Raw genomic sequence first — 20252 nt, 5'->3', positions numbered from 1 at the left:
GTCACCTCGCCACGTTTTCAAAACCGTCCTGTTCTGGTATGCTGATAGGTGAACATTTTGACATCAGGTGTGACGACTGCAAGGAAAGGATTTAGACATCCATGAAATTTGCCGTACTGGATTTTGAGACAACAGGAACCCAGTCCTCGGATGATATCATTCAGGTGGGTCTTGCTGTTATAGATCATGATTTAACGATTACACAGGTATACAGCTCCATGGTCAAACCCGGAGGGAAGATTCCTCCATTTATTACCGGATTAACAGGTATTCGCAACGAAGATGTAGCAGACGCTCCAGAACTGGATGACGTGATGCTGGAGATGATTCCGCTGCTGGAAGATGCAGTGCTGGTCGGACATAATGTAGCTTTTGATTTGGGCTTTTTGCAGCGTGCACTGGACCGTACCGGTTATTTGCCGTTTACCGGCAGAGTGCTGGATACGATGGATTTCCTGCGTGTATTTTTCCCGAATCTGCCTAGTTATCAGCTGAGTATGGTCAGCAGCTCGCTTGGATTCGAACATGATCGTCCCCATCAGGCGGATAGTGATGCACTGGCGACAGCCTATGTATTTCTGAAATGCCTGGAAGAATTGGATGGCCTGCCGCTGATTACAGTGCAGCGCCTGGCAGAGCTGTTCGACAATCAGGATAGTGATCTGGGCTGGTACTTTGATGGCGTACGCATGCAGCGTGAAGCACAGCCGGCACAGGATCTGGATGAACATCGATTCTACCGCCAGCTTGCGCTGAAAGTAGGCGACTGGATGGATATCCCTTCTGCCGAGGAAGCAAGAGAAGGCATGCCGCTGGCAGATGTGTCCTTTGATGAGTTCCTGGAACAGGTCAAAGACAACTTGCGCAAGCTGCTGCCAGATTATGAAGAACGTGAGCCGCAGAATCAGATGTTTGACGAAGTAGTACGCGCACTTACGGATGAGAAGCATTTATTGATTGAAGCAGGAACCGGAACGGGCAAATCGCTTGGTTATTTGCTGCCTTCCATTTATCATAGCGTCAAAAATAGCGAGAGAGTTATGGTCAGCACGCATACGATTAATTTGCAGGAACAGCTGCGCGAACGGGATGTTCCGCTGCTGACACAGGTGATTCCGTTTGCTTTTCGTGCTGCCGTGTTCAAAGGACGCCAGCATTATTTGTGTCTGCGCAAATTTGAGCATAAAATAAATACAAAGGAATTTCAGAGTCCCAAGGAAGATGTGCTGATCGCTGCCCAGATGATTGTCTGGCTGACAGCTACCGAGACCGGGGATGATGAAGAGCTCAATATGGGCAACCGCGGTGGCGATTTCTGGGAAACGGTCGCCAGTGATACCGATTCCTGTCTGGGACGTGCTTGTCCATGGTTCCGGCAGTGCTTTTATCACCGGGCCAAGCATGAAGCCGGTGCAGCAGATGTGGTAATTACGAACCATTCCAAGTTGTTTACCGATATCAAGGCTGGACATCAGCTGTTGCCTGCCTACGAGCATCTGGTTATTGATGAGGCTCATCATCTTGAAGATGTAGCCGGCAAACATCTGGGCATGCACATGAAATATTTCACATTGGTTCATCCAATGCTGCGTCTGTTCAAGGACAGCAAGACTGGTCAGCTGGCGATTTTGCGTCAGCAGCTGGGATCTTCCGGCAGTGAACGCGGTATGGAGTGGGCAATAGCCATCGATAATCTGTATCCGGAATTAACAGATGTTAAAGAAGACTGGGACAAGCTGAGTGAGCTGCTGTTCGCTCTGCTGCCACAGCGTAGTGATGCGGCTCCAGGCGAGGCTGCGCAGTTTACCCTTCGTCTGCTGCCGCAAAAGAAACCGGAAGAATGGGCCGAAATCGCGGAGCTGGAAAATCGGATTCATATTGGTCTTAGCCAGATTATCCGTAAGGGTGAACAGGTCATGAACAAGATCAAGGAATCGGATGAGGTGCTGGATAGCGATGGACTCGTAACCGATGTCTCGGGACTGTTCAAAGATCTGACCGGTGTTCGCGATGATCTTCGTCATTTTATTAAGCTGGATAGTGAAGATACGGTCTACTGGTATGAAGCGAACGGCAATTATCGCAGCAAGTCGCTGCAGATGTATGCTGTTCCGGTCGATGTCAGCCAGCAGCTCAAAGAGCATTTCTTTGACAAAAAGAAAAGTATTGTGCTGACATCTGCAACACTGTCGATCGACAAAAACTTCCAGTACATGATCGAACAACTGGGGCTTAAGGAAGCCGAGCAGCAGGGCAAGCTGAATACCTCGATGCTGGAATCGCCGTTTAATTACCGGGAACAGTCACTTGTACTGATTCCAAGAGACTTCCCGAGCGTGAAGGGAAGTGTTGGTGATGAACACTTTGTCAGCATGCTGGCCCGTTCGCTGGCAGATGCTGCCGAGGCAACGCGCGGACGTATGCTGGTCTTATTTACTTCTTATCGCATGCTCAAGCAGGTGTATGAGCCTCTGAAGGAGAAATTATCACAGAGCGATATTGCCGTATTCGGACAGGGTGTGGATGGAGGCAGCCGGACCAAGCTGACCCGCCGTTTCCAGGAGCATCCGGCCTGCGTACTGCTGGGGACGAGCAGCTTCTGGGAAGGCGTCGATATTCCCGGAGAGGCACTGACCTGTCTGGCGATTGTGCGACTGCCTTTCCAGCCGCCCAATCATCCATTGGTAGAAGCCAAAAGTGAACGGCTCAAAAAAGAGAAGAAAAATCCATTCATGAAATTATCTGTACCACAGGCAGTTATCCGGTTCAAGCAGGGCTTTGGCAGACTGGTCCGGACAGCGAATGACCGCGGTATTGTACTTATCTATGATACCCGTGTTATCGAATCGTATTATGGTAAGCACTTCCTGTATTCGCTGCCCGGTCCCAAAATGGAACATATGCCTACGCAGCAAATGGTTCCCCGTATTGCGGAATGGCTGAGCCATCGTGAGAACGAGAAGGATGCTGCAAATCAAGAGGGGGAGCAAGCATGAAATCCGATAAAATATCAGAAGCGGTCGTGCGAAGATTACCTGTCTACCTAAGATACCTGAACGAGCTGCATACCCGTGAGGTGCCCACTGTATCTTCGCAGGAGCTGGGACAAAAACTGGATCTTAACCCAGCCCAAATTCGTAAAGACCTTGCCTATTTTGGTGATTTTGGTCGTAAAGGAATCGGATATGATGTATCCTATCTGATTGAGAAGATACGTCATATCCTGAAGCTGGATCAGCAGATCAATGTCGCGCTGATTGGAGCAGGTAATCTGGGACACGCGCTTTCCAACTATAATGCCTATCTGCAGGAGACGATGAAGATTATAGCAATCTTTGATTCGTATACACCCAAGGTAGGGACCCAGATCAATACGCTGACTGTACAGCCGATAGATGAGCTGTCCGAGACAGTGAAGTCCAAGCATATCCGGGTCGGTATTATTACCGTTCCCAATACCGAGGCACAGCGTGTTGCCGATCAGCTGATTGAAGCAGGCATCGAGGCGATTCTGAATTTTGCACCGATTATCCTGAAAACACCACCACATGTACGTGTGCATACAGCAGATTTTACTACCGATCTGCTGAGTCTGGCCTACTACCTTGAAGATGGAAAGGAATTAGAGACGAATGAACAACTCACCGAGTAAATGGATGATCAAAAACGGAATCTTCGCAGCTTCCCATGGAGAAAAATCTGTATTATACGGACACATGGTTATCGAGAATGATGTGATTACCTATCTGGGCGAAGAGGAGCCTGCTGATCAGGAAGGCATGACGATCGTAGACGGCAGACATCAGTTCTTTATTCCCGGATTAGTGAACAGTCATGGTCATGCGGCCATGTCCTTGCTGCGCGGTTATGGAGATGATCTGGCTCTGCAAGTATGGTTGCAGGAGAAAATGTGGCCGATGGAAGCCAAATTTACGAGTGATGATGTCTACACCGGTACAGCACTGTCTGTTCTGGAAATGCTCAAAGGCGGCACAACAACATTCCTTGATATGTATGACCGTTCCGAACGTGTTGCCGAAGTCGTTGAGCAATCTGGTATGCGCGCAGTCCTGATGCGCGGCGTTATCGGTCTGTGCTCGGAAGAAGAGCAGAACGAGAAGCTCAACCAGGCGGTACAATTCGTACGCGACTGGCATGGTCAAGCGAATGGACGCATCACGACCATGATGTCTCCGCATGCCCCGTACACTTGTCCACCGGCATTTATCGAGAAATTCGTGCAGGCTGCTCATGATCTGGATGTTCCATTGCATACCCATATGTCCGAGACCGTGGCTGAGGTAGAACAAAACGTACGTGACTACGGTCTGCGTCCGGTAGATCATCTGGAAAAACTGGGTGTATTCACTCGTCCGACCTTGCTGGCACATGCTGTTCATCTGACTGATGAAGAGATTCAAAAACTGGCTGCCCACAAAGCAACCATTTCTCATAACCCGGGCAGCAACCTTAAGCTGGCGAGTGGTGTAGCACGTGTACCTGATCTGCTGCGTGCAGGCGTAGTGGTATCCCTGGGTACGGATGGACCTGCCAGCAATAACAATCTGGATATGTTTGAAGAAATGCGTCTGGCCGCATTGATCCATAAAGGGGTATCCGGTGATCCTACGGCTGTACCTGCACTGGAAGCTCTGCGTATGGGTACCGAATATGGTGCCAAGTCTGTATTCCTGGATAATACAGGTGTATTCGCAGTGGGAATGAAAGCCGATATCACATCTCTGAATATCGATCAGCCTCATTTCCTGCCGTTTACGGACTTTATCTCTCACACGGTATATTCAGCCAGCGCCAAAGATGTACTGCATGTCTGGGTAGACGGCAAGCAGCTAATCAAAGATGGCGTATCGCTGACGCTGGATGAAGAAAAAATCCGCCGTGAAGCACAGCTTGCTTTTGAAGGTTTGCTCACACGCTAACCGCAAGTTGAACAGAAAGGATGGCGTGTCTTGCGAAATTTGGGAAGTGGCAAGTGGATAGCGATTATTATTACAGTAGTAGGTCTGATTGTATTATGCGTGAACCAGTTCTATGTGCATGTTATGGCCAAGCCATGGAGCCATGAACAGGAAGCGCTGGAGATTGCCCAGAAGCAGGCTAACCTGACTTCGCTTACCCGCACGTACCAGTCGGTCTGGAATGAAAAGTCGATCTATTGGGTAGTGCAGGGACAGAATGATCAGCAGCAGGAAGTAATGGTCTGGGTCAAGTTTAATAAAGATGGCACTCCGGTACAGGGAGCCAATGCTGTACATGTAGAGAAAACAGCAGGAACCATAAATGTACAACAGGTGGAGCAACTGGTACAAAAAGATCTGCCAGGCGCTGAAGTGGTTCGTACCCTACCGGGTTCGTACAATGGTAAATACACATGGCAGGTATTCGCCAAATCAGGAGATCATTATTATTATGTATTTTACAACTTCCGTGATGGCACCAAGCTGGGTGGACCGATGGAGCTGCCTAATACATTGTCCGGCAATTAATCCAGCGATATTGTTACCAGGTCATGAATGATTAACAACGATCCATAAGGAAATAAATATAAAAAGCGGCTGCAGAGATGGTAATCTCATATGCAGCCGCTTTTTTGTATATCATCACCTATTTTGCGTAGAGAATGACGTACATCCTAGCAGGAAGCCTATGGAGTCTGCACCAGAGTCTGTCGATGATCTCGATGCGGAGTGTCCAGCAGCAGCGTGTTGATCCCGTTAATCAGCGCCAATGCACTGGCCCGAATAATATCCGTATCCATCGCTCGGCCGGAATAGGTCTGTCCTTCGTAATCAATCTGTACGCTGACCCGTCCGATCGCTTCCTGACCTCGTGAGATGCTGTTGATTTTGTAATGTCTCAGACTGATATCGATTCCGGTCAATTGACGAACCACACTGTATAACGCATCAATCGGACCGTCACCGGTAGCGCTTCCCGTATACACCGATTCGCCTTTACGCAGCTGTACGGTAGCAGTGGGATGCAGATCTCCTGTGATGACTTGAAAAGAATCAAGAGAATATAGTTTGTCGGATTCATTACGGTTGGAAGATTCGCTGAGCAGAAACAGCAGGTCATGATCATAGATTTCCTTTTTACGATCAGCCAGTTCCAGGAATGCGGCAAATAATGCTTCTACTTCTTCAGGCTGACGATCGCCATAGCCCAGTTTGCCTATTGCATTACGAAAAGCATGACGCCCGGACCGTGCGGTCAGGATCAGTTCCATAGCACCCGCACCGACCTGCTCGGGAGACATAATCTCATATACATTCTTGTCCTTGAGCAGTCCATCCTGATGAATGCCCGAAGAGTGGGCAAATGCATTTTCTCCTGTAATAGCTTTGTTTACCTGCACATCCAGACCGGTCAGATGCGTCAGCAGCCGTGAGGTATTCATCAATTCTTCGGTACGTATACCCGTTGTACAGCGGTAGAGGTCTTCTTTGACCTTGAGTGCCATTACCACTTCTTCAAGTGACGTATTACCGGCACGTTCGCCAAGGCCATTAATCGTACATTCCACTTTTTGGGCACCATTACGTATCGCACTCAGCGTATTGGCAGTCGCCATGCCCAGGTCATTATGACAATGAACACTCAGCATAACCCGATCATTCAGATTCTGAAGCCGGTCATGAATACGATGGATCAGATGTCCAAATTCATCCGGTTCCGCATAACCAACCGTATCGGGAATATTGATAATAGTCGCACCTGCACGTACCACAGCCTCAATCGTTTGCCATAAATATTCAAAGTCGGATCTTGAAGCATCTTCGGTCGAATACTGGACTTCAGGCAGCAGCGTACGTGCATATTTGACAGCATCAACCCCCATTTGACGGACAGCTTCATGAGAACGTTGAAATTTGCTCGTTACGTGTACATTGGAAGTACCCAGCACAATATGAATAAATGGATGCTCGGCAGCTTTGATGCTTTGATAAACTGCGTCAATATCCGAAGATACTGCTCGTGCCAGTGCGGTTACTGCCATGGATTGACCGGTAATAGCTGCAATTTGCTGTACAGCCTCAAAATCCCCACGGGAAGAAGCGGGAAAGCCGGCTTCAATCATATCCACTTGCAGCCTTTTAAGTTGATGGGCAAATTCGATTTTTTGCTCCAGATTCATTCGTGCCCCAGGTACCTGTTCGCCATCACGCAGTGTTGTATCCAGTACAATAATATTACGGTTCATATCCATTCCTCCTGAGTAATAGTGGTGATTCTCCAGACATAACCGATACAACTTTCAACCATATCCCTAAACCATATATATAAAGCGGGGCTGCCCTGACCCGGAATCAGAACAGCAAAAAGCCCCGTCTCTGTTATAGAGACGGGGCTGAACCCGCGGTACCACTCTAATTGATAACCCGATAGTACAGGGTATCATCTTTTTCGATGGCAATCACCATCTATCCCTGTAACGGTGGAAGTCCGGCATACCCTACATATCAGGCAGCTGTTCATAGATCAGTTCGGAATGATATGCGCTACCGCTTTCCACCAACCAGCGGCTCTCTGTAAGGTTTATCAATCCTACTACTTCTAATCAGCACATTTGGCTATTATTAAGATTCAAATATAATATATAACAAGAACATTATACGTAAGAAATCCATACAAAAGGTTGAATATGTAAATGTTTTACACAATATAGCATAGACCAATAGCCAAAAACAAGCCTTATCCGGATTTGCCAAACTTGCAGCAGACTATCCAAAAGCGTTAGTATAGTAATAAGCTTTTTTGGGATGGTACTATATATTTGCTGGCGATATAGAGGCAGATAGGCGTTTTTAGATAAACACTGCCCGTAGATAATAATGAATTATACGAATTTGCTCCAAAATATGGATTGCTTGATATAACATATTCGACAAAATAAAAAATCCGAAAGAGTTCGTCTGCATCAAGCAAACGTATCATTTTCGGATTTTGTATTATTATTTTATGTAAAATAAAGTTCATAGAGTTGCCTTAAAATGGAGCAAATGGGCATGATATACTACAATTATCTACAATTTGTGTAAATTATTTTAGAAAAACACAAAAAAACCTGTCGTTTTTGGGTTACCGAAAGGCTAATGTCTGCCGAAATAAAGTTATACGAAAAATAACTGCATCATGTATATACACAGAGGAGGACATGTATGAAACTTCGGGCGCTGCCTGTTATGATTACCGTGGTTGTTTCAATTGCCGTACTGTTTGGGGGCTGGTTTACGTATCGTCAACTTACCCTTCACAATCCACTTATGAAAATTGTCCAGTCTTATCCGGGTGTCAACTCTGCTCAGGTTACTATTAACCAGAAAGAGGTTGCTTTGAAACTCGATTTGAAACCGGAAGCAGATTTGGGAGCTATTGTTCAACAAATTCATAAACAAAGCACCGATATTCTGGGTACACGTACTCTCAAATTAGAAGTTGTTGACCATTCCGATGCTAAGCTCAACAAGATCTGGGAAAATGCAATGTTCCCTGTATCCCAGGCAATGGCCAATCGTGAATATACCGAAATCCCCAAAACGCTTGAAGAAGTTGCCAAACTAAACAATGGTGTTCAGGCCAAAGCAGAGATGGATGATCGCAATGTCTATGTATCCCTAAGCAATGGTAAAGCAAGCAAGTTTCTGATTCTGCCGCGCACTGCTCAAGTTACAGGAGGGAATGCCTAATGCCTAAATGGACCAAAGAAATCGTTATCGGATTTGTACCTGTTATGCTCATTTTCTTGTTATATATTGGATATAATATACTACCACTGCTGTTGTTAATGGCTATGGTCGGCGGCATCCTGTTCTTTATGCAAATGCGCGGTGGACTCGCAGTCGGTGCGAGCCAGGAACGCAATCGCAAAAAAGCCGGTCCTACCAAACTGACCTTTGAACAAATTGGCGGTCAGGACAATGCCAAGCGCGAACTGCGTGAAGCACTGGATTTCCTCGTACGTCATGATGAAATTAATAAATTTGGTATTCGCCCGCTCAAAGGCATTTTGCTGACAGGCCCTCCGGGAACTGGTAAAACACTCATGGCCAAAGCAGCTGCGCATTATACCAATTCAGTATTTGTCAGTGCATCCGGTAGTGAGTTTGTAGAAATGTATGTGGGTGTAGGTGCCGGTCGTATCCGTGACCTATTCAAGGATGCACGTACCCGTGCTGCCAAAGAAAACAAACAAAGCGCTATTATCTTTATTGATGAAATTGATGTAATCGGTGGTAAGCGTGAAGGTGGACAACAGCGCGAGTACGATCAGACGCTGAACCAATTGCTTACTGAGATGGATGGTATTTATAGCAATGAAGCACCACGCATTCTGATTATTGCCGCAACAAACCGTAAGGAAATGCTGGACAGCGCTCTGCTGCGTCCAGGTCGTTTTGACCGTCATATCCAGGTAGATCTACCGGACAAAAAAGGTCGTAAGCATATTCTGGAACTGCATGCTGCGAACAAACCGATGGCTGCAGAAACCAATCTGGATAAACTGGCAGAAGAAGCATATGGATTCTCCGGTGCACAATTGGAGAGCGTAATGAACGAGGCAGCTATCTATGCGATGCGTCAGGATGAAGAAGTGATCAGCCAGCGTCATATGTCGATGGCAATTGATAAAGTTATGATGGGCGAGAAGACGGATCGCGAATCCAGCGCAGAAGAAAAGCAGCGCGTTGCAATTCACGAGCTCGGTCATGCGATTATGGCAGAAGTTGTTCGTCCCAATAGTGTAGGTCAAGTTGCTCTTAGTCCACGTGGTCAGGCACTCGGTTATGTTCGTCATAATCCACAGCAGGAGCAATACCTGTATACCAAGCCATTCCTGGAAGAGCAAATTATGATTGCACTGGCTGGCGCAGCTGCCGAAGAAATGTACTACGAAGGTCGCAGCACAGGTTCCAGAGGTGACTTTGACCAGGCACTAAATATTGTACAAAATATGGTTGAAGCGGGTCTGACCAAGCTCGGTATCGTAACAATTAATATGGTTCCCAAAGAACTTCTGATGAAAGAAAGTAATGCAATTTTGGAAGATTTGGGTGAACGTACCCGCAAGCTGCTTGAAGAACGTCGTCACATTTTTGACAGCTCCCTTGACATTTTATTACAAGAAGAAATCCTCTCGGGCGAGCAATTCCGTGAACAGTTCAAGAAAAGTTCAAATGTACCAGCTTAATTCACTAAGCTGGTACTTTTTTTTTACTTTTTGCCTGTGCTACGGTATTATTAGTTGTTGGAGATTATATAGAAGCCCGGCATTTTTCATCATTACATTTCTTGTGCTTGGCATAATTGAAATAGACGAAAACAATCGTTTGTCTCGTTCTGTTTTGCTTTAAATAGAGCTTGAGAAGAATATGAAAGTGTGAAGGGCCAGATGGTGTCCGGCTAGAATGATTAGCTTATACCATACTGAATATTGGAAGGGTGGAATAGAAAGCATGAATTTTAAAAAAGTCGGCGTAATCGGCGGCGGTACAATGGGTCAGGGCATTGCAGAAATGCTGGCCAAAAAAGGTATCGAGGTGCTGTTGGTTGAGAAAACTCCAGAAAAGCTGGACAATGCATGGAATATGATTGAGACCAGTCTGGACAAGCAAATGGAAAAATGGGCACTGACCCAGGCGGAGAAGAAATTGATTCTCGGCAAAATCCAGAAAGTGACTCATTTCGCAGAGCTCGGTTCCTGTGATCTGGTTATCGAGACAATCAGCGAAGATCCGGAAGCGAAAAAAGAAGTGTTCGCACAGTTGGATCAAGTTTGCTCCAGCAGCGTTATTCTGGCGAGTAACACGTCTACACTCAGCTTGACCGAGCTGGCAAGCTCCACCAAATATCCGGAGCGTGTAATCGGACTTCACTTTATCTATCCGGTATCCAAAATTGATCTGGTAGAAATCATCCGTGGTCTGCGTACTTCCGACAAAACGTTTGATCAAACCAAAAACTTTGTGGAAGAGACAGTGGAAAAAAGAGGAATCATGGTCTACGAATCTCCTGGTTTCGTAACAAGCCGTATCATCTGTCTGCTGATCAACGAAGCACTGCATGTACTTGAAGAAGGCGTAGCTTCGGCTGAAGATATCGATGATGCTATGCGTGTCGGCTACCAGTTCCAATACGGACCACTGGAAATGGCAGACCGCTTTGGTCTGGATTCCGTCAATGCTGCACTGGAGCGTATGTTCCGTGAGTATGGCGAGCTGAAGTACCGCCCGGCGATCATTTTGAAAAAAATGGTGCGTGCAGGCAGTCTCGGCGTAAAAACAGGCGAGGGATTCTTCAAGTATGACAAGGATGGTGACCGGATATGAAAGTACTCGTAATCAACTCAGGTAGTTCTTCACTCAAATACCAACTGTATGATATGACCGATGAATCCGTTCTGGCCAAGGGTCTGGTAGAGCGGATCGGGATGGACTCTTCCATTCTGACGCACAAGCCAACAGGCAAAGAAGAAGTAACCGAGGTTAGCGAAATTCTGGAGCATAACACAGCAATCCGCAAAGTTATCGACAAGCTGACTGACAAAACGCATGGCGTTCTGGAAAGTGTAAGTGAAATCAATGCTGTCGGACACCGCGTCGTTCATGGTGGCGAATTTTTCAAAGAGTCTGCGGTTGTTGACCAGCAGGCCAAAAAAGATATTCGTGCACTGATCGATCTGGCTCCACTGCATAATCCGGCTGCCATTATGGGTATTGAAGCTTCCGAGATCAATATGCCTGGCGTACCGCAGGTCGTTGTATTTGATACAGCGTTCCACCAGACAATGCCTGAAAAAGCATATTTGTATGCAATTCCACGGGTACTTTACAACAAATACAAAGTACGTCGTTATGGATTCCACGGCACGTCCCACTATTATGTTAGTCATGCAGCAGCCGAATTCCTGGGCAAGCCGCTGGAAGATCTTAAAATTATCACTGCCCATATCGGTAACGGTGGCAGTCTGACAGCTGTACAGGGCGGTGTCTCTGTAGATACTTCCATGGGTATGACTCCACTGGAAGGTCTGATGATGGGTACACGCAGTGGTGACCTTGATCCGGCAATCGTACCTTATGTAATGAACAAGGAAGAGCTGACGGTCAGCGAAGTAAATCTGATGCTGAACAAGCATAGTGGTCTGCAGGCGATTTCCGGAATCAGCAGCGATATGCGCGAGATTACCGATGGTCTGGAAAAAGGGGATCCTCATTCCACACTGGCATTCGAAATGTACGAATATCGTCTGCGTAAATACATCGGTTCTTATGCAGCAGCAATGAACGGTGTTGATGTACTCGTATTTACAGCCGGTGTAGGCGAGAACTCTGCAATCGTGCGTAAAGCCGTTTGTGAGAACCTGAGCTATCTGGGTGTAGAGATCGATGAGGAACTGAACAAAGTACGTTCCGGCGATCCGCGCCGCATTTCCACACCAAATTCCAAAGTAGAAGTGCTGGTTGTACCTACTAATGAAGAGCTGGTTATCGCACGCGATACCTACCAACTCATTAACAAGTAAAAACAACAGCATGGTATAGACAAGGGGAGAATGAAAGAATGTCCACTAAAACCGTTATTAAAAGAGTCAATGAGCATATTGGCGAAACCGTAACGATTGGAGCATGGATTAACAACAAACGTTCCAGTGGTAAAATCCAGTTTTTGCAGTTGCGTGATGGTACAGGCTACATCCAGGGCGTTGTTGTTAAAAGTGAAGTACCGGAAAGTGTCTGGAATGATGCGAAAAGCATGACCCAGGAGAGCTCTCTTTATGTAACAGGTATTATCCGTGAAGAGCCGCGCAGTAAATCCGGCTACGAAATGACGGTTACCGATATTGAAGTTATTCATATCACTTCCGAATATCCGATCACTCCAAAAGAGCACGGTGTTGATTTCCTGATGGATCATCGCCATCTGTGGCTGCGTTCGAATCGCCAGCGTGCGGTAATGGTTATCCGTGCCGAGATTATTCGTGCGGTTCAGGAATTTTTCAACACAAATGGATTTACCAAAGTGGATCCGCCAATTCTGACGCCTTCTGCGGCAGAAGATACAACTGAGCTGTTCCATATTAAATATTTTGATGAGGATGCTTACCTGACACAAAGCGGTCAGCTGTATATGGAAGCTGCTGCGATGGCACTGGGTAAAGTCTATTCGTTCGGTCCAACATTCCGCGCCGAAAAATCCAAAACCCGTCGTCACCTGATCGAGTTCTGGATGATTGAGCCGGAAATGGCATTTACTACGCACGAAGAAAGTCTGGAAGTACAGGAGCAGTTTGTATCCCATGTGGTCCAATCCGTACTGAAAAACTGCCGCGCCGAGCTGGAAACGCTGGAACGCGATGTAACCAAGCTGGAACATATCGTGGGCCCATTCCCGCGCATCACTTATGATGAAGCGATTGAGTTCCTCAAAGGCAAAGGCTTTGATATCCCTTGGGGTGACGACTTTGGTGCACCGCACGAGACTGCGATTGCTGAAGCTTATGACAAACCGGTATTTATTACCCATTATCCAAAAGACATCAAGGCATTCTACATGAAGCCTGATCCGGAGCGTCCCGAAGTTGTTCTGTGTGCGGATATGATCGCTCCTGAAGGTTATGGAGAGATTATTGGCGGATCCCAGCGTATCGATGATCCGGAATTGATGGAGCAGCGCTTCCAGGAACATAACCTCGGCGAAGCTTATCAATGGTACATGGATCTGCGTACGTATGGAACAGTGCCTCACTCCGGCTTCGGACTTGGTCTGGAACGTACGGTAGCATGGATCTGTGGTCTGGATCATGTACGCGAGACGATTGCTTTCCCTCGCATGCTGTATCGTCTGTATCCATAATTTCTGTACGGACACATGACTCAGGGTGGACGTATAGAAAGGATGGTTAAAAAAATGGGCGGAGAACAATGGAAAGCATGGGCAAAAGGCGCTGCGTACACGATGGGCATGCAGACAGCCAATATTCCTTATGCACTGCTAAAGTATTATCAGGCGCTGGATCTGGATGATGCTGAGGCGATGCTGCTACTGCAGCTGCTGTCTTTCCGTCAGGTAGAGCATAATGAATTTCCGACGCTGGAAGAGCTGGAATGGAGAACAGGGGCAGCACCTGGCATGATCGCTGCCCGTATCCAGAAGCTGATGAAAGCCGGATTTATCGTGATAGAAGACGAGCAAGACCCGATGACAGGCATTCGCTATGAGCGTTATGACCTGAGCGGTTTGTATGAGAAGCTGGGCACCATTTTGGCGTCCGAGCAGCAGGAACGCATTACGGTGATCAGTCAGCCACCTGCGGCTGTCGTGAACCAGGCAACCAAAGAAGAAGAACGGGAGCGTAATCTTTTTATTATTTTCGAAAAGGAATTTGCTCGTCCGTTATCGCCAATGGAATGTGAGACAATCTCCGGGTGGCTGGATCAAGACCGCTATCCGGAAGAATTGATTCTAATGGCCCTCAAAGAGTCTGTGTTTGCCGGCAAGCTGCATTTCCGGTATATTGACCGTATTTTGCTGGAATGGAACAGAAACCGTGTACGTACGGCTGAAGACGCTAGAGCATACACTCAGAAGTTCCGGCAGCGTTAAAAGGTATAATATGCAGATGCACTGTAAGAACAGGATATCGATATGTGCACTGTAAGAACAGGTTGTATATAAATATCAAAAAAGCTGCTTTCAGGGAAAATTACTGAAAGCAGCTTTTTTGATATATAGAGAACAGTCTGGGATCACATAATAAGGATTTAAATGCTCATCACCAAATATTATTTATAAAGTCAGTAGAAGGATCAAATAGACAAGATTCAAATAAATAATGAGGGAGATTGCTATAGTGATAATGAGAGGATAAAAGAACAAATTGAAATATGCACGATATACAAATAAGCAGGAAGTGAACAAAAAAATAGAAGAGATAGGCAGGAATCAAACGAGAGATAAAGGCAAAAAACGCATTAAAATCCCTAAAAACAGAGAGCGAAAAAAAAATTTTTTCTATATTTATTTCCTTGTATTTATTTCCATTAATTAACTTTTATAGTTCTACTTATACATTTTCATTAAGATGAATAAATATTCAAAATTGAGATTATTTATGCTCATGTGGTAAGATGAAAAATAATGGATAATTATTACATTGATATACATTAACAGAATATATACAGATGAATACTCCAATAAAAAAATGATAATGTCATTTTATCTAACATAATAAATAGAGATGAAAATTATTTATATTCATGAAAATTCAGAATTTCACTGAAAAATAACATCGATTTTCAATAACAAACCCATATATAGCAAGTTATTTAGGATATCTATATAAGTATAAAGTAAAGTTCTATAAGAATAAGTATAAAATTATTGATTCAATTAGTAAGCAAATGATAATAAAAGAAGCAGAAAAATTGTCAAAATAGCTAACATATTCGTAAATATCGTACAAAATGTGAACAACAAGTGACGTGAAGAGAATTGTAAACGAAAAATGAAACAATATGCATTCAAAAAAAAGAATTGTAAAAATTATGTAAAATGTAAGCGTTACAATAATTAGGTTAGTATATAGTCATAATTGAATTTAATTTTACAAAATCATATCCATGTTGATTTCATTAGGCTTGCAATTTATTTGAAATAGGAGTAAAGTAACTTTTGCCCTTAATAAACAAGTACCGGTTGTTTGAAAAATGTGTGTAGGAGTTTATATTTATTCATCAGCGCATTTCATCATACCAGAGTACGAAGCAAAATAAGCAGTAGAATCGGTAACAGGATTTTACTTAAATAACGATGTAAAAAAACATAATTCGAGGAGAGTTAAAACCATGAACGCAAAAATTCAAAAAGTATTATTGTCCACAGTAGTAGCAGCAGGTCTGGGAACTGTTGCAGTTGGAGGAACTCACGCTTTCGCAGCTGAAAACAAATCCAATCATGATAAAATCAAAGACAGAGCAGAAGCAATCTCTGACAACGCGGCTTTCCTGGCTGCACAAGAAGCACAATTCAACGCACTGTTTGGTACTAAAGAAGATACAACTACAAAAGAAGAAGCAGCTGCCCCAACTGAGACAACTGCTCCAACTAAAACAGATGCTAAACAAGATATCGTTGTTGTAGTTCCACAAGGTGCCAGCCTGACTGAAATCGCTGCTCAATACGGTATCACTGTAGACCAACTGGTTGCTGCCAACAACCTGCTGCCTGCTGGTTACCAACTGACTGTTCCACAAAAATAAGAATTATCCACTGATCGGCCAAGAGCAGAGGGATGAATAGAGCATAAATGGAGCTCATTTGCTGCCACAAATGGGTTCCTGCTCTCAAACTTATTTTATGTAACATGCAATCTCAGATATGCAGAATCAACTTGATACTGTATGTCTGTTTTTATAATTTAATTCAGTATACGGGTATTTGTTGCAAAGGGCAATAATAAAAATAGGTTTTTATACAATAAAAGCTGACATTCCAGTGAATGTCAGCTTTTTTGTACGCTTTCATTGTTTGAAAACCGAACAAAATAACATAATATGATTTATTTCGTTCGGTTTTATATAGAAAAAGGACTGTTTATGATTTGCGAAGCAGTAGATCACGATAAATATATTCAAAAATAAATTCAAAAGCTTCTAAATGCCGTTTGGCTTCGAATGCATTTTTACCCCAGGCGTAAATGCCATGACCACGCAGTAGAATACCTGGAATAGCAGGGTTCAATACGCCCGACACCAGTTCGGCAATGCGGGGAATCTCCGCATAGTTGGGCAGTACCGGAATCGTAATTGCTGCATTTTCTTCCCAGATATTAAAAGCCTTGATCAATTCCAATCCCTGAATAGGCACAGCGCCGTCCTCGCCAAAGTATTCACTTACCAGATTGTTGAACACAGTATGCACATGGAATACAGCCCCACAGCCCGTCTCACGATAAATTTCGCAATGAATCAGGGTCTCTGCGCTTGGTTTTAGATCGGTAGTCTCGCATGGACGACCCGCCTGATCCACAAACAAAAAGTCGGAAGGCGTGCTAACCGATTTATCTTTGCCGCTGGCTGTAATAGCAAAATGGAAATTATCCGAAGCATAGTCACCTATACGCAGGGACAGATTGCCGCTTGTACCCGGAAACCAGTGACGTGCTGCAAACTGCTCTTTAATGCTGCTCAGCTCCTGCAAGACAGCCTGTTTTTGCTCAAGAGGTATATTAACAAAGCTCATGAATGAATCGCTCCTATTCGTTGACGAAAATCATTAATAATATCATGGAAAGTATGGAAAGGAACGTGCGAGACACCCAGCTCCTTGCACTTCTCTGTTAATACGGAGCGGGAGTAGACCAGATCAGCTATACGAGCACCTTCAAAGTCAGTCAGGCTATCGCCAATGAGGATGCGTTCATACTGTTCTGGAGGAAACTCGCGCATAACCGTCGTTTTGCACATGCCGCAATCATTCTCGCAATGTTCATCACACGGATGCGGCCACAATATTTCGATATATTCGCCGGAGAAATCCGCGCTATTGCAGAAGATATGGTCTTCCGGAATGCCGAATGGTTCCAGCAGCGGCTTGAGGAAGAAATCAATCCCTCCGCTAGTAACATAATAAGGAATCTGATGCTCTCGAACCAGATTCAGAAATTCTCGATACCCTTCGCGGATACCGGCATGTGTCATAACAAACTCGATAATCTCCGCTTTGCTCGATGAAGGCATCAGAGCGAACATTGCACTTACTCCATCGCGTATGGAGCGTTTCTGGGCGACAACCTCATGCATGATCTCTTCATAACCTGGAGGAGAGAAATGCTTCATAATGGCAACAATATTATCAGTATTGGTAATTGTACCGTCGAAATCGCAAAAAATAACCGGTTGTTTGGATGTCATCGTTCTCCACCCCAGATCTCAATCGCCTGGGCAAGTTCCTGATGTCCCTGAACAGCGTAATCTGCCAATGAGACACCGGACAGTGCAGCATCAATCGCCTGCTGGAAAGCTCTTCCGCCTGCGCTGGCGCCGCCTGGGTGTCCGTGGATGCCACCACCTGCATTGATAATAACATCTGTACCAAAATCCTTGAGAATCAAAGGTACGAGCCCTGGATGAATGCCTGCAGATGGAACCGGGAAGCTTTGCTTGTACGGCAGGCTGCCAGTGATCAGTTGTTCGCGGATCGCCATATTTTCTTCACGCGGCATGGTGACCGAACCGTATGGAGAAGGGAACAGTACCAGATCTGCGCCTGCCAGACGCATGAGCTGACCCAGCAGTACAGAGGCGGAAATGCCGTAATAGGGCGAAGGATAATATGCGCCTGCCAGGGCAGGATGCGCCATAATCGGAATCGAAATGTCCGGATCGGCACTCAGTTCGGATAATACATCATAGCCATAGGACAGTACATTGAGCAGCAGAGCGCTGGCACCGGCATCAATTGCTTTTTTGGCCTGCTCTTTTAATTGGAAAGTATGGCCGGTCAGATTGGCAGCATACAGCATTTTTTTGCCTGTTTCTGCCTGGGCAGCTTCTGCAGCTTGGCGGCAGGCTGCTACACGTTTCTCAATCGGTGTCAGTTCGTTCTCGAACAGAATTTCGTCATCTTTGATCAGATCAACGCCTCCCAGTGCCTGTGCACTGAATTGGCGGGTCAGTTCATCGAGGTCATGCCCGATGACCGATTTGAAAATACTCATCAGCAGTGGACGTTCCGGTACACCAAGCAGCTGCCGAACACCGTGAATACCGAATTTGGGCCCTTTGAAATGGCTCAGGAAGGATTCGGAGAATTCCAGATGAGTTAATTTAATGCGTCCATCCATAGAGATTTTGCCAAAAACGGTTACCAGCAGGGCAGGAATGTCGCTGCTGAAATTGGCATCCGGATAAGCAATACGTACATTGGCATAACGCTCGCCGCCTTCAGGCTCATGAACTTCTACCGAAATAACTTCACCAAGGTGTTTTTTCATAGACTCCTGCTTGGCAGCAGGAAGTTCGGTCCAGCTGCCTACAGTCATTCCGACTGCAATTGACTGGGCTTTTTTGTGGAAATCCGCTTTGTCATCATGAATGCGGTAAGAAGCGATACAGTAACTCATGAATTTTCCTCCTTTAATACGGCTCCCATCTCGCGGGAGCGCTCTGTACAGCGTTCAATCGCACGGATAATGGTATCTTTCATATGTTCTTCTTCAAATACCTTCACAGCGGCTGCAGTAGCTCCATTGGGAGATGTCACTTTGGCGCGCAGATCAGCAGGATCTTCACCGGTTTGCTGTACCATATGAGCGGCACCGATAGCTGTCTGTATCGTCAACTCGCGTGCTTGCTCCATCGACAGTCCGCCTTGAATACCTGCTTCGATCATTGCTTCCATCATATAGTATATATAAGCGGGACCACTTCCGGAAATCCCGGTCAGCGTTTCCATCTGATTTTCCTCAATTTCGGTCACTGTACCTACGGCTTCGAACAGGTAGCGTACCAGTCGTCTCTGATCGGCAGACACTTCATCCGAGAAGACAATCCCGGTCGCTCCCAGACCGATCGTACTGGATGTATTCGGCATGGTACGGGCAACAGGCTGACGCTGTCCGAGCAGATGTTGAATACTTTCTACAGATAGACCTGCGATAACGGATACGAGCAGCTGATCGGGACTGAGCAGAGGGCCCAGGTGGCGTAATGCTTGGGCAGCATCTGCCGGTTTCATTGCCAGAATGATGACTTTGGAAGTGCGAAGTACATTTTCGCGTTCCGATTCATGAGCGATAATGGATACTCCATAGCGCTGAATCAGATAATTGAGGCGTTCCTGGTTGCCGCGATTCAGCATGGTCACCTGTCCCGGTACAACAACCGAGCGATGGACCAATCCTCGCAAAATGGCTTCCGCCATCGAACCTGCTCCATAAAAACATATTGGTTCCTCAATAAGTGTGTGCTGCTGTGTAGAGTGACTCATCATACATTCATCCTTTCTGTTAAAACCTTCATGGAAGGTTGGCTTGCATTAGAGTAAGCAAGTATATCGTAATTTTGAAATGACAGATTCGAACGACTGTTATTACATAGTTAAAAGTTGACCGAAATCGTGGATCGAGCTTAATGATCTGTAGTGTGAAATGAAGCTTGAGAATAAAATGATATTTTCAGTTGGAAATAATTTCTCATGAATAGCAGGATTCATCGTTTACGACTTCT

Annotated in this window: 16 protein-coding genes and 1 other annotated feature; of the genes, 11 read left to right on the top strand and 5 right to left on the bottom strand. The window is 45.6% G+C overall.

From position 1 onward, the window contains the following. Positions 1–101: 101 nt before the first annotated feature. Genes dinG through WH46_RS10715 form a run of 4 tightly spaced genes read left to right on the top strand, consistent with a single transcriptional unit; the run spans position 102 to position 5507 of the window. The gene (gene dinG, locus WH46_RS10730; protein ID WP_046226696.1) at positions 102–2996 is read left to right on the top strand and encodes an ATP-dependent DNA helicase DinG; all 2895 of its coding nucleotides are present in this window, start codon (positions 102–104) and stop codon (positions 2994–2996) included. Continuing rightward, positions 2993–3652 carry a redox-sensing transcriptional repressor Rex gene (locus tag WH46_RS10725; protein WP_046226695.1) on the top strand — a complete coding sequence of 220 codons (660 nt, stop codon included), beginning with the start codon at positions 2993–2995 and terminating at the stop codon, positions 3650–3652. Before dinG ends, WH46_RS10725 begins: the two co-directional genes overlap by 4 nt. Further along, positions 3633–4940, top strand: a complete 1308-nt coding sequence (locus WH46_RS10720) for an amidohydrolase (protein WP_046226694.1) — start codon at positions 3633–3635, stop codon at positions 4938–4940. Before WH46_RS10725 ends, WH46_RS10720 begins: the two co-directional genes overlap by 20 nt. A 30-nt stretch (positions 4941–4970) precedes the next feature. Further along, a complete protein-coding gene (locus WH46_RS10715) occupies positions 4971–5507 on the top strand; it encodes a cell wall elongation regulator TseB-like domain-containing protein (protein WP_046226693.1) in 537 nt (178 codons plus the stop codon). 158 nt (positions 5508–5665) lie between these two features. Here WH46_RS10715 and WH46_RS10710 read toward each other — a convergent pair whose 3' ends face one another. Beyond that, entirely contained in the window at positions 5666–7225 is a 1560-nt protein-coding gene (locus WH46_RS10710) for a 2-isopropylmalate synthase (RefSeq protein ID WP_046226692.1), read from the bottom strand. 134 nt (positions 7226–7359) lie between these two features. Then, positions 7360–7595 (bottom strand) — a binding site (T-box leader). Between the two features lie 588 nt (positions 7596–8183). Between WH46_RS10710 and WH46_RS10705 the strand changes: the two genes are divergently transcribed. The 7 genes from WH46_RS10705 to WH46_RS10675 all read left to right on the top strand — a co-directional run bounded on the left by WH46_RS10705 (position 8184) and on the right by WH46_RS10675 (position 16283). Beyond that, on the top strand, positions 8184–8711 hold the full coding sequence (locus WH46_RS10705) for a hypothetical protein (protein ID WP_017812911.1): 528 nt from the start codon (positions 8184–8186) through the stop codon (positions 8709–8711). Next, positions 8711–10213: an AAA family ATPase gene (locus tag WH46_RS10700; RefSeq protein WP_046226691.1), complete on the top strand. Its 1503-nt coding sequence runs from the start codon at positions 8711–8713 to the stop codon at positions 10211–10213. The genes WH46_RS10705 and WH46_RS10700 overlap by 1 nt, the downstream gene beginning before the upstream one ends. Positions 10214–10478: 265 nt before the next feature. After that, a complete protein-coding gene (locus WH46_RS10695; RefSeq protein ID WP_017812913.1) occupies positions 10479–11351 on the top strand; it encodes a 3-hydroxyacyl-CoA dehydrogenase family protein in 873 nt (290 codons plus the stop codon). Then, a complete protein-coding gene (locus WH46_RS10690) occupies positions 11348–12547 on the top strand; it encodes an acetate/propionate family kinase (protein ID WP_017812914.1) in 1200 nt (399 codons plus the stop codon). The genes WH46_RS10695 and WH46_RS10690 overlap by 4 nt, the downstream gene beginning before the upstream one ends. A 38-nt stretch (positions 12548–12585) precedes the next feature. Further along, the gene (asnS, locus tag WH46_RS10685) at positions 12586–13878 is read left to right on the top strand and encodes an asparagine--tRNA ligase (protein ID WP_046226690.1); all 1293 of its coding nucleotides are present in this window, start codon (positions 12586–12588) and stop codon (positions 13876–13878) included. 54 nt (positions 13879–13932) lie between these two features. After that, positions 13933–14628, top strand: a complete 696-nt coding sequence (locus WH46_RS10680; RefSeq protein ID WP_046226689.1) for a DnaD domain-containing protein — start codon at positions 13933–13935, stop codon at positions 14626–14628. Positions 14629–15869: 1241 nt separating this feature from the next. After that, positions 15870–16283: a LysM peptidoglycan-binding domain-containing protein gene (locus WH46_RS10675; protein WP_017812917.1), complete on the top strand. Its 414-nt coding sequence runs from the start codon at positions 15870–15872 to the stop codon at positions 16281–16283. A 334-nt stretch (positions 16284–16617) separates the two neighbouring features. On the opposite strand, the gene mtnB is transcribed toward WH46_RS10675, so the two are convergent. Genes mtnB through proC form a run of 4 tightly spaced genes read right to left on the bottom strand, consistent with a single transcriptional unit; the run spans position 16618 to position 20013 of the window. After that, positions 16618–17265, bottom strand: coding sequence for a methylthioribulose 1-phosphate dehydratase (gene mtnB, locus WH46_RS10670; protein ID WP_046226688.1), 648 nt, complete (start codon positions 17263–17265; stop codon positions 16618–16620). After that, positions 17262–17936 carry a 2-hydroxy-3-keto-5-methylthiopentenyl-1-phosphate phosphatase gene (locus WH46_RS10665; RefSeq protein ID WP_046226687.1) on the bottom strand — a complete coding sequence of 225 codons (675 nt, stop codon included), beginning with the start codon at positions 17934–17936 and terminating at the stop codon, positions 17262–17264. The genes mtnB and WH46_RS10665 overlap by 4 nt, the downstream gene beginning before the upstream one ends. Then, a complete protein-coding gene (locus tag WH46_RS10660; protein ID WP_046226686.1) occupies positions 17933–19147 on the bottom strand; it encodes a 2,3-diketo-5-methylthiopentyl-1-phosphate enolase in 1215 nt (404 codons plus the stop codon). The genes WH46_RS10665 and WH46_RS10660 overlap by 4 nt, the downstream gene beginning before the upstream one ends. Then, a complete protein-coding gene (proC, locus tag WH46_RS10655) occupies positions 19144–20013 on the bottom strand; it encodes a pyrroline-5-carboxylate reductase (RefSeq protein WP_046226685.1) in 870 nt (289 codons plus the stop codon). Before proC ends, WH46_RS10660 begins: the two co-directional genes overlap by 4 nt. Positions 20014–20252: the final 239 nt, after the last annotated feature.

It is taken from the genome of Paenibacillus dauci (assembly GCF_000971985.1).
GTDB lineage: Bacteria > Bacillota > Bacilli > Paenibacillales > Paenibacillaceae > Saccharibacillus > Saccharibacillus dauci.
The sequence above is the reverse complement of the archived record's forward strand: the minus strand, read 5'-3'. Positions and strand labels throughout refer to the sequence as shown.

Coding starts and splice junctions, on each gene's coding strand:
- WH46_RS10660 (WP_046226686.1), bottom strand. CDS start 19,147: ATGAGTTACTGTATCGCTTCTTACCGCATTCATGATGACAAAGCGGAT.
- WH46_RS10720 (WP_046226694.1), top strand. CDS start 3,633: ATGAACAACTCACCGAGTAAATGGATGATCAAAAACGGAATCTTCGCA.
- WH46_RS10700 (WP_046226691.1), top strand. CDS start 8,711: ATGCCTAAATGGACCAAAGAAATCGTTATCGGATTTGTACCTGTTATG.
- mtnB (WP_046226688.1), bottom strand. CDS start 17,265: ATGAGCTTTGTTAATATACCTCTTGAGCAAAAACAGGCTGTCTTGCAG.
- WH46_RS10675 (WP_017812917.1), top strand. CDS start 15,870: ATGAACGCAAAAATTCAAAAAGTATTATTGTCCACAGTAGTAGCAGCA.
- WH46_RS10665 (WP_046226687.1), bottom strand. CDS start 17,936: ATGACATCCAAACAACCGGTTATTTTTTGCGATTTCGACGGTACAATT.
- WH46_RS10725 (WP_046226695.1), top strand. CDS start 2,993: ATGAAATCCGATAAAATATCAGAAGCGGTCGTGCGAAGATTACCTGTC.
- dinG (WP_046226696.1), top strand. CDS start 102: ATGAAATTTGCCGTACTGGATTTTGAGACAACAGGAACCCAGTCCTCG.
- WH46_RS10710 (WP_046226692.1), bottom strand. CDS start 7,225: ATGAACCGTAATATTATTGTACTGGATACAACACTGCGTGATGGCGAA.
- WH46_RS10690 (WP_017812914.1), top strand. CDS start 11,348: ATGAAAGTACTCGTAATCAACTCAGGTAGTTCTTCACTCAAATACCAA.
- proC (WP_046226685.1), bottom strand. CDS start 20,013: ATGAGTCACTCTACACAGCAGCACACACTTATTGAGGAACCAATATGT.
- WH46_RS10680 (WP_046226689.1), top strand. CDS start 13,933: ATGGGCGGAGAACAATGGAAAGCATGGGCAAAAGGCGCTGCGTACACG.
- asnS (WP_046226690.1), top strand. CDS start 12,586: ATGTCCACTAAAACCGTTATTAAAAGAGTCAATGAGCATATTGGCGAA.
- WH46_RS10695 (WP_017812913.1), top strand. CDS start 10,479: ATGAATTTTAAAAAAGTCGGCGTAATCGGCGGCGGTACAATGGGTCAG.
- WH46_RS10705 (WP_017812911.1), top strand. CDS start 8,184: ATGAAACTTCGGGCGCTGCCTGTTATGATTACCGTGGTTGTTTCAATT.